The following is a 15,042-nucleotide window of genomic DNA, read 5'->3' as shown; positions in this document are numbered from 1 at the left end:
GGTAATTAGAAGCGGCAATCAACCGCTTCTGGTTATAAAACATTATGTGATGCCGGATTTTGAAAGCGCGCAAAAATCAGAAGGCGTCACGGGGCAATACTTTCGCCCCGCATCATTAAGTCAGAGGAGGAAAACATTATGAAGAAAAGAAATTTGGCAGCAGCGGCAATGAGTGGCATTCTGGCGGCAGCTATGCTGGCGGGCATTCCGGTTTACGCGGAAGGCACAACGGAAGCGGCAGGGGAAACAGAGATTACAACAGAGGCAGCAGAGGCTGCGGAGGAAACAGAGGCTGAAGGAACCGGAGAAGGAGGGCTTCTGGAATCTATAAAAGAAAAAGGCAAGCTGGTAGTAGGAACGGCATCGGGGTACCCGCCGTATGAATTTATAGACATCACATCTGCAAATCAGGACATTGTCGGCATAGATATGGAGCTGGCACAGGCGATTGCAGATAAGCTGGGAGTGGAGCTGGAAATACAGGATATGAACTTTACTTCTCTGATTTCCTCTATTCCGACGCATAAGGTAGATATGGCGATTGCCGGTATTTCCATTACAGAAGAGAGAAAAGAAACGATGGATTTCTCGGAACCGTATCTGGAAGCAGAACAGAAAATGCTGATTTTAAGTGAAAATGCGGATAAATATAAGACGCTGGAGGACTTTAGCGGTGAAACGGTTGCTGCTGAAAAATCTACCACGCAGGAGACTGTCTGCCAGGAGCTGCTTACGGATTCCCCGCTGGTATCTCTGGAAAAAGTGCCTGATTGTCTGATGGAGCTTCAGAACGGAAAGGTTGCAGGCGTTATGGTTGAAAATATTGTTGGGGAACAATATGTGATAGCTTACGATAACATTGTATTTTCGGATGCCGAAACAGGCAAGCTGAAAACATCCGCAGTGGCAATGGACAAAGGAAACGAAGACCTTATGGAAATTGTGAATGAGGTAATCAAAGAAAACCAGGAAAATGGAAACTTTGATAAGTGGGTAGAAGAATACAGTGAAAAAGCTGCTTCGAATGCACAGCAATAGAAAGGGGCGGCCGGAGGCGGATTTGAATTCAGATAAGCATTCCCACGCTTTAGGTGTGCATAGCGCTAATTGGCGGTGCATATGCTTATGTCAGTGGGAGCTTAAAGCTCCCATTGACAAGCCGCGCAGCGACCTGTGTTTATGAGCATGTAGCAAGGTAAACTGTGAATATCTGCTTTGCAATGAGTTTGCGCATGGCGGAGATAACAGCATACAAGGAGGTCACATATGAATGAGTTTACGTTTTCCGTACCGCAGAATATTATTGCGGGCAAGGGATGTCTCACAAAATTACCGGAGCTTGTGAAAAAGCTGGGTGCGGACCATGCATTTATTATTTCCGGTCCGCATCTGAACAGGATGGGACTGGTGGACACATGCAGGAGGCTTTTGCAGGAATCACATATTCAGTCAGATGCATTTACAGAGACAGAAGGAAACCCGTCTGTTGAAACGGTGGATAAAGCGGCAGAAGCATTCCGAAGGTCCGGCGCGCAATGCATGATAGCGCTTGGCGGCGGCTCGCCGATGGATGTGGCAAAAGCGGCAGGTATCCTGGTAAAATACGGGGGAAGTATTACAGAATATGAGGGCGGCGGAAAGGTACCGGGGAAAATTGTTCCGCTGATTGCAGTGCCGACTACAGCGGGGACCGGCTCGGAGGTGACAGCCTTTTCCGTAATTACGGATTGCAGCAGAAATTATAAATTAACGGTTTTCAGCTATGAGTTAATTCCGGAGTATGCGCTGCTGGATCCGGAGCTGCTGGTTTCCGTACCGTCAAATGTTGCGGCAGCCTGCGGTGTTGACGCGATGGTTCATGCAATAGAAGCTTATATCTCGACAGCGGCGTCCCCGTTTTCCGATGCGATGGCGGAAAAAGCGCTGGAGCTGATTGGCGGAAATATACGAAGATATGTGGCGAACAGAAAAGATGAAGAGGCGGCTGCCGCCATGCTAAGCGGCTCTATGTTTGCGGGCATTGCATTTTCCTGGGCAAGACTGGGAAATGTACATGCGATGAGCCATCCGGTAAGTGCGATGTATCATGTGCCGCATGGAGTGGCGAATGCGATACTGCTGCCGGTCGTTATGGAATATAATGCTCTGGCGGACCGGGGAAGATATCGGAAAATATACAGTTATATTACCGGTAAAAATGTGAAAAAAGAAGAATTTGAACCGCAGATGCTGACAGAAGCGCTCCGGGAGCTGAACAGGGAACTGGGAATCCCGGAATCTCTGCGGGAAGTGGGGGTCGGGGAGGAACGGATAGCAGCAATGGCGGCTGACGCAATGAAGAGCGGCAACATTCTGGTAAATCCAAGAAGCACGGAGCAGAAGGATGTGGAGATGCTGTACCGGAAAGCATTTACAAAAGTGTGATTTTACAAAGAATTCACAGAAAATTGGTTGTTTTTCTCTGGATAATCATGTAAAATAGCAATGTGCAGTATGGTTCGGGATTTCCGGATTATACGGCACATTGGTATAAAAATCACATTTGTTACAGGAGGTATGTATATGGATAATGAATATATCACATTTACAATAGGTAAGAAAAAACGGATTGCCCTGATTGCGCATGACGGAAAGAAAATGGAGCTGATTGAGTGGTGCCAGAAAAATAAGAGTATTTTGCAGAATCATTTTCTTTGCGGCACCGGGACAACCGCGCGGATGATTTCCGAGTACACGGACCTTCCGGTAAAGGGGTATAACAGCGGTCCTCTCGGCGGAGACCAGCAGATAGGCGCAAAGATTGTTGAAGGAAATATTGATTTTGTAATTTTCTTTTCCGACCCGCTGGAAGCACAGCCGCACGATCCGGATGTAAAAGCGCTGCTTCGTATTGCGCAGGTGTATGACATCCCGATTGCAAATAATCGTGCGACTGCAGATTTTATGATTACTTCAAAGTTTATGGACGAGGAGTATGAGCACCAGGTAATTAACTTCCGGCAGAAGGTAATCGACCGTGCAAATACGCTGTAGTTACTGCAATTTTTAAAGATAGCTTTTTAAATCCCGGCAGAGCTTTTCCTCAATATCAATCAGACGGTTGCAGATATCTTTTGAGGAATGGTCGGCAGCCGGATATTGATTCAGGTATTTATGGAGTGTTTTGATTCCCATATTGCAGCCATCGGTCATCAGGTCGGCAACAGTTGCGTCGCCTTCTTCTATGCCGAGTTTCATGGTGGTTTTCAGCCATGCCATGCCTTTGGCTACATTACCGGGTTCTTTTTCTTCACTGTGATGCTGTTCCAGAAGCGTGTGGATATCATCACATAATTTTTCGTGATGGCTTTTACTTTCTGATAATAATTTTCTCATGTTGGAATCCTTTACTTTATCAAGCACATCTTCAATAGAGGATACTGCCATTTTTGAACCGGCATTGCATTCTTTTAGCAGACAGATAGTATCTCTGGTATCTTTCTTTTCCATAAAGTCGTCAATCCTTTCCTGTTTCTTAAATTTTGTGTAACTATCCGGTCATGCGGCAGAGACAGATATACCCTGCATGACTGTGCAGTTACAAATATGCCCTGCAGGATTGTGTAGTTACAGATATGCCCTGCATGATTGTGAAGCTACAGATATGCCTTGCATGACTGTGCAGCTACCGTTTGACTGCGGGGGATTTGAATATTATTATCTCCTGCCGGTGGATAAATATACATTCTGGATGACACTACTGGCGCCGGAGTATACAGACAGCCACTTGCATTTTATGTGAAATTGACTTATAGTAGGTACGACTGCAGAAGTCTGCAGGAATGAAAAATCACGGGAGATTTGTGAGATGTTAAACAATATGAGAAAACGGGAAGAGTGGCTTCAGAAAACGTGGGTCGTATGGGCGGGAGCGCTGCTTTGCTGCGCACTCTGGGGCAGTGCATTTCCATGCATCAAAATTGGTTATAAGCTTTTTGAAATAGAAGCATCCGATACGGCAGGGCAGATTTTGTTTGCAGGCTGCCGCTTTACACTTGCCGGGATTTTCAGTATTCTTTTAGGAAGCATACCGGAAAAGAGGATACTCCGTCCGACGAAAGACGCCGCAGGACCGATACTTGTTTTAAGTATGCTGCAGACGGTGATACAGTATTTGTTTTTCTATATCGGACTTGCGCACACAAGCGGAGTGAAAGCATCTATTATTGAGGCAGTGAACGTTTTTGTGGCGATTCTGATAGCAAGTATCCTGTTCCGGCAGGAAAAACTGACGATAAGAAAAATGGCAGGCTGTGTTATTGGCTTTGCGGGCGTAATTCTGATAAATTTAAGCGGTCTGAATCTGGAAATGAGCTTTCAGGGAGAGGGATTTATTCTTCTTTCTACGGTTGCCTATGCCTTTTCATCTGTATTTTTAAAGCGTTTTTCTGTAAAGCATAATCCGGTTATGCTGAGCGGATATCAGTTTGTGATTGGCGGAGCCCTTATGATTGCCGCCGGGATACTGGCTGGCGGAGAAATCCGGACAATATCGCTGCAGGGAGCCGGAATGCTTCTGTATCTGGCAATGCTTTCGGCAGTCGCATATTCTTTGTGGGGTATTTTGCTGAAATACAACCCGGTATCAAAAGTGACGGTATTCGGGTTTATGAATCCGGTATTTGGAGTTATTCTTTCAGCGCTGCTGCTTGGCGAGCGTGAACAGGCAGCGGGGTGGGTGAGCGTTATCTCGCTTGTGCTTGTGTGCGTGGGAATTTATGTGGTAAACAGCGGAAAACGGGAGTGAATCCGGAGATGAATTTTTACGAACGTCTTCATATTGTATGTAACCAGATTCCATATGGAACAGTGGCTACTTATGGTCAGCTTGCATTGCTTTGCGGAAAACCGAAAAACAGCAGGCAGGTGGGATATGCGCTGCGGATGGGGCTGGCAGGGGAGGTACCGGCGCATCGCATCGTAAACAGTAAGGGACTTTTGAGCGGGGCAGGATATTTTGAGGCACCCGATACGCAGAAAAAGCTGCTGGAAATGGAAGGTGTGGAAGCAGAGCGGACAGAAAGTGGATATAAAGTTGATTTAAAGCGCTTTGTGTGGAAAACTACGGAGGATGAGGCAGAGGCGTTTTATTATCTGTTCCGTGAGGACAGCGCATCTGCAGAATGAGGAAAGCAACATATGAAAATAATTATTTCACCGGCGAAGAAGATGCGAGTGGATACGGATACGCTGGAAGGACACACATTGCCGGAATTTATAAAAGAAACGACAGAAATTATGCACTGGCTGCAGAAACTCACATATGATGAGGCAAAGAAGCTCTGGGGATGTAATGACGGGATTGCCGGTCTGAATTACGAACGTCTGCGGGAAATGGACCTGGAACGGAATCTGACACCGGCGATTCTTTCTTATGAAGGGATACAGTACCAGTATATGGCTCCGACAGTTTTTTCGGATGGAGAACTGGATTATATACAGGAGAATCTGAGAATTTTGTCCGGATTTTATGGGGTACTGAAACCAATGGACGGGGTGGTTCCATACCGTTTGGAAATGCAGGCAAAGGCAACTGTAAATGGTACAGAAAGTTTATATGACTTCTGGGCAGAGCGGCTATACCGGGCGGTTCTGGATGAAAGCAGGATAATTATCAATCTGGCATCCAGAGAATATGCGAAAATTATTGAGAGATATTTGCAGCCGGAGGACCGGTTTCTCACCTGCATCTTTGGAGAAATGCAGAATGGCAGAGTTGTGCAGAAAGGAACAATCGCGAAAATGGCGCGGGGAGAAATGGTGCGCTATATGGCGGAAAACCGGGTGGAAAATCCGGAACAGATGAAAGCGTTTTGCGGACTGGGGTATTGTTTTTCACCGGAACTTTCTACGACGGAGGTTTACACTTTTTTAAAATCTGCGGATAAAGAGGCAGGCAGCAATCAGGGAGGTAAGAATAAATGAGACTGGCGGTGTTTTTTCCGGGAATTGGCTATCATTGTGACAAACCGCTGCTGTATTACAGCAGAAAGCTTGCAGCAGGATATGGGTTTGAGATTACAGAGGTTTCCTACGAAGGATTTCGGCGGGATATCAGAGGCTCGGAAGAAAAAATGCGCGAGGCATTTGAAAACGCGCTCATGCAGGCTGAACAGGTGCTGGAGCATGTGACATTTAACAGGTATGAAACGGTACTGTTTGTTTCAAAAAGTATAGGAACTGCAGTCGCGGGAGCTTATGATGCAAAGTATGGGATACGTGCACATCACATATTCTATACACCGGTGGAGGCATCGCTGCCTGTGATGCAAAATGGAATTGTTTTTCATGGTACTGCGGACCCGTGGGCAGACGCGGAGATTATTCAGCAGGGCTGCCGGAAAAAGGAACTCCCATGCTATTCTTATGAGGCGGCAAATCATTCCCTGGAAACAGGAAATGTGCAGAACGACCTTAAAAATATGCAGGATATCATGGAAAAAACGGAGAAATATATACGGGGGCTGACGAAATAGCGGAGGTACCATGATATGGAGGAACAGGATTCATGAATGCAGAAGCAATATTTTTGAAGTATACGGATAGGTATGACCGGAGTAATGGAAAGATAGAACTGAAAATATTACATACGCTGGAAGTGGCAAAGGTAATGGACCGGCTTACGAAAAAGCTGCACCTGGACGGGGAAACATGTGAAATGGCACATATCTGTGCAGTGTTTCATGACATCGGACGGTTTGAGCAGGTGAGACGGTATGATACCTTTCTGGATCATCTGAGTGTAGACCATGCGGAGCTGGGATGCGAGGTGCTGAAGCAGGAGGGCTTCCTTGCTGAGCTGCCGGAGGCGAAGCAGCAGATGATTCTGACAGCGATACGGAATCACAACCGCTACCAGATAGAACCGGGACTGGATGGTCACACAGAGTTTTTGTGCAGGCTGATTCGGGACGCCGACAAATGTGACATCTTCCGTGTATTTGCCTGCGAGAATATGGTGGATACAATGGGTGAGACGGAAGAGCAGGTGGCGGGGGAGACAATTACGGATGCTGTCTATAATAGTATTCTTCGCCATGAGTGTGTGAAAAAGGAAGAGAGAAAAACAGGATTGGACAAATGGGTTTCTTTTCTGGGCTTCTTTTATGATATGAATTTTGCAGAGAGCCTGGAGATTCTGACGGAAGAAAAATATTACCGTGCGCCGTTTGACAGAACCTGTTTTGTAGATGCAGAAACAAAAAAACGGGTAGAAATAATTCTGGAGGAGACGGAGAAATATATCAGAGAGCGGATTAATTCCGCTGGAATATAGATATGTGATGTTTTGGCTGAACAGCAGGAGGTAAACAATGTTTCAGTTTGGAAAAAAGAATAAAAACCTGGAGGAGCTGCTTTTACGTCTTCATGCAAATGCATCAAATAATTATAAGGATGCTGCACAGGAAAATTACCGGCAATTTTTAACACTGTTTGAAGAATACAAACAGAATGGAACGCTGAAATCGAAACAGATTTCTTATTATAATGACATAAATGAGCAGCTCAAAACGGAAATGAAGAATTATACGCACGCAGACCAGAAGCCGGATATCAAAGGACTTAGCGGGATAAAGCATTAAGCGGCACGGCAGGCTTCAGTGTACGGACTGTGCTCTGGAGAGGGGCGGGGATGACGCCGGGGTGCCGCATCAGCTTCCGTAATCCACTTTCATCAGGCAAAGTCCCTGGGCAGGAGCCAGAAAACCTGCCAGAGCTCTTTTCCTGGCGGCGAGAAGCTCCGGCATACTTTCGGGAGAGCGCCTTCCGTAGCCTGTCTCCAGCAGGGTGCCGGTGAGAATGCGCACCATATGCTGCAGAAAGCCGTTGCCATGATACATAAAATACAGGTAGGAATTATTTTGTGTGATTTCAATGGAATCAATCGTTCGCACTGTTGATTTTTTCATTTTCGGATTTCCACAAAAGCTTGCAAAATCATGTGTGCCGCAGAGATATCCGGCGGCTTTTTTCATTGCAGCTATATCCGGGGTCTTATCCAGTACGTATACATATTTCCGGTCAAATACCGGCTTCAGGGGGCCGGTAAAGCAGGTATAGCGGTATGTTTTTCCGGTGGCATTATATCTGCTGTGGAAACGGTCCGATACGATGCAGACCTCCCTGACGCAGATATCCTCCGGAAGATAACGGTTCAGATAATCACGGATATCACCGGGGAGCATGGCGGTGTCCAGATGAACATTTGCCGTCATTTCCCTCGCATGTACGCCGGCGTCTGTCCGGCCGGCTCCGATAACTTTGACCGGCACCGGGCAACCGGGCATCCCGTCCGCTGCGCCCGGATTGCAGGATACCACGCTGGCAGCGGGGGCTATAAGACTTTGAACCGGGACGTCATCCGGAAACGCCAGCATTTTTGTCAGTACAGCTTCCAGTTTTCCCTGAATAGTCATTTCAATGCCTGGCTTTGCTTCCCAGCCATGATAGCGTGTGCCGTCGTAAGTGACAGTGAGCTTAAAATTCTGTTTCATAGTAATCTCCAATTCATGTAAAATTTATGTGATGAGCCAGAGGACAAATGGACATAAAAACATGTTTTGTGATGTCCGGGGGAATCATTTGTCGGGCAACATCATGTGGCATCAGAAATAAGTATCATCTACAGGCGGAGCATCAGCCGGGAAAAAGCAGGATAACCGCTCCCAATATCACAAGAACAATTCCAGTCGCCCGGTTGAGCGTTTTTGGTTCAGCTTTATTAGCAAATACGGCGGCGATTCTTGCCCAGAGAAGCGTGAATACAACACAAAGTATCCAGACTGTCCAGTCGGGAGCTCCTCCGATCGTAAAGTGAGAGACTGCGCCGGTCAGTGCGGTAAAGGTCATGATGAATACGCTGGTGCCAACCGCGGTTTTCAGTTCATATCCGAGAACCGTTGTCAGAATAAGGAGCATCATCATTCCGCCGCCGGCGCCGATGAAACCGCAGATAAAGCCAATCAGGATACCGCAGATGATGGACTGGACGGCTCTTTTTCTGGCCGATACATTCTGCATGGCTTCTTTTGTGGTCATAACCGGCTTTACAATAAATTTGATGCCGAGCAGGAGCGTCATGAATACGGAAAAATTGCCCATTGTGGCTGGCGGGACCAGACTGGCAACGTAGCTCCCGACGACGGTGAAAATGAGCACGCTTACCATCATAATCAGACCGTTTTTAATGTCGAGATTTTTATTTTTTCCATAGGTGTATGCCGAGACGGCGCTTGCGAGCACATCGGAGGACAGGGCAATGCCCACCGCCATATAGGAATCCATGCCGAGAAAGGTAATCAGCATGGGACTGATAACTGCAGCGGCGCTCATGCCGGCAAAGCCGGTGCCAAGTCCGGCGCCCATGCCTGCAAAAAAGGTGACGATAATTGTTGTGAGAAGCTCCATATCAATTGCTCCCTTCTGAGATGGTATCCAGATTTTTCGATAATCCTCATAGTTTTAAAAAGGGCTCTTTTGCCTGCCCGTCTGTATAATCCAAATGTGAAGTACAGGTTATCATGGAAACAGAGAACTGTCAAGAAAAACAGGCAGAAGGCCGGAATGGATGCGAAATCATGGAGCAAAATACAGGCACCTTCCGGCATGGGGAAAATACATATAAGGTGGCAGACCTTCCCGGCACATACAGCCTTGCAGCAAATTCTGAGGAAGAAATCGGCTATATGGTCCGCATCTCCTATGTGTTTGATGGAACTATGCGGCATCTTGGACTTCACGGAAAAGCGGTCATGCCGTTCCTTGTGAGTTTTGGCTGCAATATTGCCAGTGCGACCGGTGTGCGTGTGCTTGACACATGGGACCAGAGGATGGCAGCAGCATTTAAACGGGCGATCCGCATTGTGATCGTTGTGTTTGTGATCATGTGGGCGCTTTCCTACACAGCGGATGGAAAGCTTTCGCGGAGCGTCCTGTACCGGATCGGAAGAATGATTGAACCAAGTGTGGAATCTCCGGATTCTGTATCTGCAGGCGAAAGCCTTGCGGCGGTCGCTTATCATGTTGGCTGCCTGCTTTTTTGAGACGCCGCCGCGGCTGGTGTAATTTGCCATTACATCATCAAATGGTTAGACGGCGATGAATAGTCGGTAACTAGCCTATGGTCCTAAGCCCTGCCATTCCAAAATAGGGAATAGAAAAGCCCCGGTGCTGGAACACTGGGGCTTTTCGTTGTCGTCCACAATGGACTTGTGTTATCTTTTTGCCTACTGGCATTATAGCATATGCGGATAAGGATTTCAATATGCTATCCGGTGCAAAATTGGTGTATTTTTTGTGAGTTTTTTGTGAATACTTACTGTTCACTCTGTTCGCGGTAGCCTTCGCAAATCCATTTAAAATTCGCTTCGCGAATGAGAATTGTGTCACTGATCCTTGCAGCGGCTACGTATCATGTTGGCTGCCTGATCTTTTGAGACCGGGCCGGATATTATCTCTTAATATCGTAGTTCATGTTCATCAGGTTGCGGATGGTGGAAACATCATCTGTAATATTTGCATCACCCCGGATGGTGTGCTTGATGGCGCTGCTGGCTACGGCGAAGTTTACCATATCCATTGGTTTGTAGTCGTGCATCATGGCGTAGATCAGACCGCTGGCAAAGGCGTCGCCGCCGCCCACGCGGTCGAGAATATTGAAGGTGAAGAGCTTACTCTCGAAGGTATGCCCCTCGTACCACATAAACGCCTTTAAGCTGTTTTCACTTCCGCTGTGTGCATAGCGCACATGGCGGGCGATGCATTTAAGATTCGGGTAGCTCTCGATGAATTTCTGGAAAATCTCATCCTGCTGCTCGTAGCTCGGCTGCAGCGGAACACCGTCTTTAACATCGCCTTTACTGTGGTCGTTTTCGTCGCGCCACAGATGATATGGCTCGATGCCGAGAAGGACGTCGATATAGGGGAGACATTCGGTGCAGTAGTCGCGGGCTTCCTCCCAGGTCCAGAGCTTGCTGCGGAAGTTGCCGTCGAAGCTGACGGTGATGCCTTTTTCTTTGGCAACCTTCAGACAGTCCATAATCAGTTTGCGGCAGTTCGGTGCAAGCGCCGGAGTGATGCCACTTAAATGGAGCCAGGTAAAGCCATCCAGAAGCTCGGCAAGGTCAATCGTATCAAAATCAAATTCTGTGATGGCGCTGTTCTTGCGGTCGTAAATAACCTTGCTTGCGCGGATTCCGTAGCCGGTCTCCAGATAATAGCTGCCAAGCCGATGTGTCGGCGTCTGCTCCGGCGTACTTAAAATGACCGGCGTGCAGTGCACGTCGTTGCTGCGCAGCATACGGATGGCGCTTTTGCCGAGGCTGTTGTTCGGGACAACGCTGAAAAAAGTGCTGTCCACGCCCAGATTGGCAAGAGCCAGCGCGATATTTGCCTCGCTGCCGCCGTAGCTTGCCTCAAAGCTGGAAGCCATACGGATTTTTTCATAGTTTGGCGGCGTCAGCCGGAGCATGATTTCCCCGATGGTGATAAATTTGTTTTCGCTGTCATTGTCGCGTAATAATGGATTGTGGTGCTGCATAAGAGTCCTCCTTGTGGAAATTTTTCACGAAAATCTGCTATTTCTATTTTATTCTATATACAGAAACAATGCAATAACCTTATTATTAAACTGGCGGCAGGAAAACGATATTTCCTGCCGCCAATGTGTAATTTCTGTTAATATGTTGTCTGCATCCGGCTATGCCTTGTCGTGAATCTCACTGTGCAGCTCCTGCAGGGATTTCACCTCGCTGCTCTTGTGGGTTTTCAGATAGTGAATACCGCTTGCGGTTGCTTTTGCCGCCGCGATGGTGGTCATGTACGGAATCTTTGCCTTGATCGCCGCCTTTCGCAGATAGCTGTCGTCGTGTACGGAATCCTTGCCGACCGGGGAGTTGATAATCAAATCAATCTTGCCGTTTGTAATCATATCCAGCACGTTCGGGCGTCCTTCGTACAGCTTTTTCACCTTTGTGGCGGGAATGCCGGCTTCCGTGATTAAGTCGCAGGTGGTTCCGGTGGCAACGATGGTAAAGCCGTTGTCCGCGAACATGCGGGCAACCTCCACGACCTCCGCTTTATCCTTGCGGTTGACGGAAATCAGCACGGTACCCTCCAGCGGGAGCTTCTGCTGCGCGGCTTCCTGCGCCTTATAAAATGCTTCGCCGTAGGAGCGGGAAAGACCAAGCACTTCGCCGGTGGAGCGCATTTCCGGTCCGAGGATCGGATCGACCTCCTGGAACATATTGAACGGGAACACCGCTTCCTTCACGCCGTAGTTCGGGATCTCCTGTTCCTTCAGGGAAGGCACGGGCGAGGGACGTCCGGTCAGCTCCGAGGTGATGATGTCGGTTGCGATCGGCACCATGCGGATGTTGCAGACCTTCGATACCAGCGGTACCGTGCGGGATGCACGCGGATTTGCCTCCAGCACATACACTTTGCCCTTTTCGATAGCGTACTGCATGTTCATCAGACCCTTTACGTGCATTTCCTCGGCAATTTTCCGGGTATATTCTTTGATCGTTTCCACATTTTCCGCAGAGATATGCACAGACGGAATAATGCAGGCGGAGTCGCCGGAATGTACGCCGGCAAGCTCAATGTGCTCCATGACCGCCGGAACGAAAGCGTGCGTGCCGTCGCTGATAGCATCCGCTTCGCACTCGGTTGCGTGATTGAGGAAACGGTCGATCAGAATCGGACGGTCCGGCGTCACGCCGACAGCCGCTTTCATGTATTCGGTCATGCTTTCGTCGTCGTAAACGACTTCCATGCCGCGTCCGCCGAGTACGTAGGAAGGACGCACCATCACCGGATAGCCGATCTGTTTTGCAATCGACAGAGCCTCTTCTACATTGACTGCCATGCCGGATTCCGGCATCGGGATTTCCAGTTTTTCCATCATTTCGCGGAACTGGTCACGGTCCTCTGCCAGGTCGATGACGGACGGAGAGGTGCCGAGAATCTTCACGCCGTTTTTCTCCAGGTCAGCGGCGAGATTGAGCGGCGTCTGTCCGCCAAACTGCGCGATGACGCCGAGCGGCTTTTCTTTCTTATATATACTGAGCACGTCCTCCAGTGTGAGCGGCTCGAAGTAAAGCTTGTCGGAGGTATCGTAATCCGTGGAAACCGTTTCCGGGTTGCAGTTTACGATGATCGTCTCAAAGCCGAGCTTTTTCAGCGCCAGCGCCGCGTGAACGCAGCAGTAGTCAAATTCGATGCCCTGTCCGATGCGGTTCGGTCCGCCGCCGAGAATCATAATCTTTGGCTTGTCTTCGTTCACCGGATTTTTATCCGGCGCATTGTAGGTGGAGTAGTAGTAAGCACTGTCCTGCGTGCCGCTTACATGTACGCCCTCCCACGCTTCCTCTGCGCCGAGGCTGATGCGGCGGCTGCGGATATCCTCCTCCGGAACTTCCAGAAGCTGGCTTAAATATTTGTCGGAAAAGCCATCCTTCTTTGCGGTAATCAGCAGCTCGTCGGGCAGCATGGAGCCTTTATATGTCAGAATCTGTTCTTCCTCCTCGACAAGCTCGCGCATCTGGTCGATGAAATAAGCTTTTACTTTCGTAAGCTCATAGATTTCTTCGGTAGTGGCGCCCTTGCGCAGCGCTTCGTACATAATGAAATGACGCTCGCTGGATGGAGTGATCAGAAGCTTTAACAGCTCATCTTTGCTCAACTGGTCGAAGTTTTTCACATGTCCCAGACCGTAGCGTCCGGTCTCCAGACTGCGGATGGCTTTCTGGAAGGCTTCCTTGTAGGTTTTGCCGATGCTCATGACTTCGCCGACAGCACGCATCTGTGTGCCGAGCTTGTCCTCGACGCCCTTGAATTTCTCAAATGCCCAGCGCGCAAATTTGATGACCACATAATCGCCGTCCGGCACGTATTTGTCCAGGGTGCCGTATTTTCCACAGGGAATGTCTTTTAAGGTAAGACCGGCGGCAAGCATGGCGGATACCAGTGCGATCGGGAAACCGGTGGCTTTGGATGCCAGCGCGGAGGAACGCGAGGTACGCGGGTTGATTTCGATAACGATGATGCGGTCGCTGACCGGATCGTGTGCAAACTGTACGTTGGTTCCGCCGATGACCTGGACAGACTCGACAATTTTATATGCCTGCTCCTGCAGACGCTTCTGACACTCTTCGGAGATGGTGAGCATCGGGGCGGAGCAGAAGGAGTCGCCGGTGTGAACGCCCATCGGGTCGATATTTTCGATGAAGCAGACGGTAATCATGTTGTTGTCAGCGTCGCGCACGACCTCCAGCTCCAGCTCTTCCCAGCCGATAATGGATTCTTCCACCAGCACCTGCCCCACAAGGCTTGCCTGCAGACCTCTGGCGCAGACAGTTTTCAGCTCTTCGCGGTTGTAGACAAGACCGCCGCCGGCGCCGCCCATCGTGTATGCCGGGCGCAGAACGACCGGATAGCCGAGATTATCTGCGATGGCGAGCGCCTCCTCCACCGAATACGCCACTTCACTGCGCGCCATCTCGATGCCGAGAGCGTTCATCGCTTTTTTAAATTCGATACGGTCCTCGCCGCGCTCGATGGCATCCACCTGCACGCCGATTACCTTTACGCCATATTTGTCCAGGATGCCTGCCTTATATAATTCGGCACACAGATTCAGACCGGACTGTCCGCCGAGATTGGGGAGCAGCGCGTCCGGACGTTCCTTCTGGATAATCTGTTCCAGACGTTCTACGTTCAGCGGTTCAATGTAGGTGACATCCGCGGTCTCCGGGTCTGTCATGATGGTGGCAGGGTTGGAATTGACGAGCACAATCTCGTAACCAAGCTTCTTCAGCGCCTTGCACGCCTGCGTGCCGGAATAATCGAACTCACATGCCTGTCCGATAACGATCGGACCGGAACCAATAATGAGCACTTTGTGAATATCTGTTCTTTTGGGCATTCATATATCCTCCTGTGAAGTAATTGCATTTCTTATTCTATTATATAAAAAATCAACAAAATCACAAGAGCTTTTTG

General features: G+C 48.8%; 15 protein-coding genes. 10 read left to right on the top strand and 5 right to left on the bottom strand.

Going from position 1 to position 15,042, the window contains the following annotated elements:
• Positions 1-138 precede the first annotated feature (138 nt).
• The 3 genes from NQ534_RS06595 to NQ534_RS06585 all read left to right on the top strand — a co-directional run bounded on the left by NQ534_RS06595 (position 139) and on the right by NQ534_RS06585 (position 3,033).
• A complete protein-coding gene (locus NQ534_RS06595) occupies positions 139-1,038 on the top strand; it encodes a transporter substrate-binding domain-containing protein (RefSeq protein WP_006861439.1) in 900 nt (299 codons plus the stop codon).
• A 228-nt stretch (positions 1,039-1,266) separates the two neighbouring features.
• Positions 1,267-2,424 carry an iron-containing alcohol dehydrogenase gene (locus tag NQ534_RS06590; RefSeq protein ID WP_006861438.1) on the top strand — a complete coding sequence of 386 codons (1,158 nt, stop codon included), beginning with the start codon at positions 1,267-1,269 and terminating at the stop codon, positions 2,422-2,424.
• A gap of 138 nt (positions 2,425-2,562) precedes the next feature.
• Positions 2,563-3,033: a methylglyoxal synthase gene (locus tag NQ534_RS06585; protein ID WP_040782712.1), complete on the top strand. Its 471-nt coding sequence runs from the start codon at positions 2,563-2,565 to the stop codon at positions 3,031-3,033.
• 12 nt (positions 3,034-3,045) lie between these two features.
• Here NQ534_RS06585 and NQ534_RS06580 read toward each other — a convergent pair whose 3' ends face one another.
• Positions 3,046-3,489, bottom strand: coding sequence for a hypothetical protein (locus tag NQ534_RS06580; RefSeq protein ID WP_006861436.1), 444 nt, complete (start codon positions 3,487-3,489; stop codon positions 3,046-3,048).
• Positions 3,490-3,847: 358 nt separating this feature from the next.
• Here NQ534_RS06580 and NQ534_RS06575 point away from each other — a divergent pair, with 358 nt between their 5' ends.
• The 6 genes from NQ534_RS06575 to NQ534_RS06550 are packed head-to-tail and all read left to right on the top strand — an operon-like array spanning position 3,848 to position 7,622.
• Positions 3,848-4,786 carry a DMT family transporter gene (locus tag NQ534_RS06575; RefSeq protein WP_006861434.1) on the top strand — a complete coding sequence of 313 codons (939 nt, stop codon included), beginning with the start codon at positions 3,848-3,850 and terminating at the stop codon, positions 4,784-4,786.
• 8 nt (positions 4,787-4,794) lie between these two features.
• The gene (locus NQ534_RS06570; protein WP_040782795.1) at positions 4,795-5,166 is read left to right on the top strand and encodes an MGMT family protein; all 372 of its coding nucleotides are present in this window, start codon (positions 4,795-4,797) and stop codon (positions 5,164-5,166) included.
• Positions 5,167-5,178: 12 nt separating this feature from the next.
• Positions 5,179-5,964: a peroxide stress protein YaaA gene (yaaA, locus tag NQ534_RS06565; RefSeq protein WP_006861432.1), complete on the top strand. Its 786-nt coding sequence runs from the start codon at positions 5,179-5,181 to the stop codon at positions 5,962-5,964.
• Positions 5,961-6,515, top strand: coding sequence for a hypothetical protein (locus NQ534_RS06560; RefSeq protein WP_006861431.1), 555 nt, complete (start codon positions 5,961-5,963; stop codon positions 6,513-6,515). The genes yaaA and NQ534_RS06560 overlap by 4 nt, the downstream gene beginning before the upstream one ends.
• A gap of 32 nt (positions 6,516-6,547) precedes the next feature.
• Positions 6,548-7,315, top strand: a complete 768-nt coding sequence (locus tag NQ534_RS06555) for an HD domain-containing protein (protein ID WP_006861430.1) — start codon at positions 6,548-6,550, stop codon at positions 7,313-7,315.
• A 37-nt stretch (positions 7,316-7,352) separates the two neighbouring features.
• A complete protein-coding gene (locus NQ534_RS06550) occupies positions 7,353-7,622 on the top strand; it encodes a hypothetical protein (RefSeq protein ID WP_006861429.1) in 270 nt (89 codons plus the stop codon).
• A 69-nt stretch (positions 7,623-7,691) separates the two neighbouring features.
• Here NQ534_RS06550 and truA read toward each other — a convergent pair whose 3' ends face one another.
• Together truA and NQ534_RS06540 are read right to left on the bottom strand one after the other, a co-directional pair.
• Positions 7,692-8,534 (bottom strand): tRNA pseudouridine(38-40) synthase TruA, encoded by an 843-nt coding sequence (truA, locus tag NQ534_RS06545; RefSeq protein ID WP_006861428.1) that lies wholly within the window; start codon positions 8,532-8,534, stop codon positions 7,692-7,694.
• A gap of 142 nt (positions 8,535-8,676) precedes the next feature.
• A complete protein-coding gene (locus tag NQ534_RS06540; RefSeq protein ID WP_006861427.1) occupies positions 8,677-9,447 on the bottom strand; it encodes a sulfite exporter TauE/SafE family protein in 771 nt (256 codons plus the stop codon).
• Positions 9,448-9,617: 170 nt separating this feature from the next.
• On the opposite strand from NQ534_RS06540, the gene NQ534_RS06535 reads away from it, so the two are divergent.
• Positions 9,618-10,082, top strand: coding sequence for a nucleoside recognition domain-containing protein (locus tag NQ534_RS06535; protein ID WP_176944186.1), 465 nt, complete (start codon positions 9,618-9,620; stop codon positions 10,080-10,082).
• Positions 10,083-10,489: 407 nt separating this feature from the next.
• Here the strand turns inward: NQ534_RS06535 and NQ534_RS06530 are convergent, their stop codons facing one another.
• Together NQ534_RS06530 and carB are read right to left on the bottom strand one after the other, a co-directional pair.
• A complete protein-coding gene (locus tag NQ534_RS06530; protein WP_006861425.1) occupies positions 10,490-11,578 on the bottom strand; it encodes a sugar kinase in 1,089 nt (362 codons plus the stop codon).
• Positions 11,579-11,737: 159 nt separating this feature from the next.
• Entirely contained in the window at positions 11,738-14,965 is a 3,228-nt protein-coding gene (carB, locus tag NQ534_RS06525) for a carbamoyl-phosphate synthase large subunit (RefSeq protein WP_006861423.1), read from the bottom strand.
• Positions 14,966-15,042: the final 77 nt, after the last annotated feature.

Origin of the sequence: Marvinbryantia formatexigens DSM 14469 (genome assembly GCF_025148285.1) — a bacterium.
Classification (GTDB): domain Bacteria; phylum Bacillota; class Clostridia; order Lachnospirales; family Lachnospiraceae; genus Marvinbryantia; species Marvinbryantia formatexigens.
Note: the sequence above shows the minus strand (reverse complement) of the source record. Positions and strands in the feature narration are given on the sequence as shown.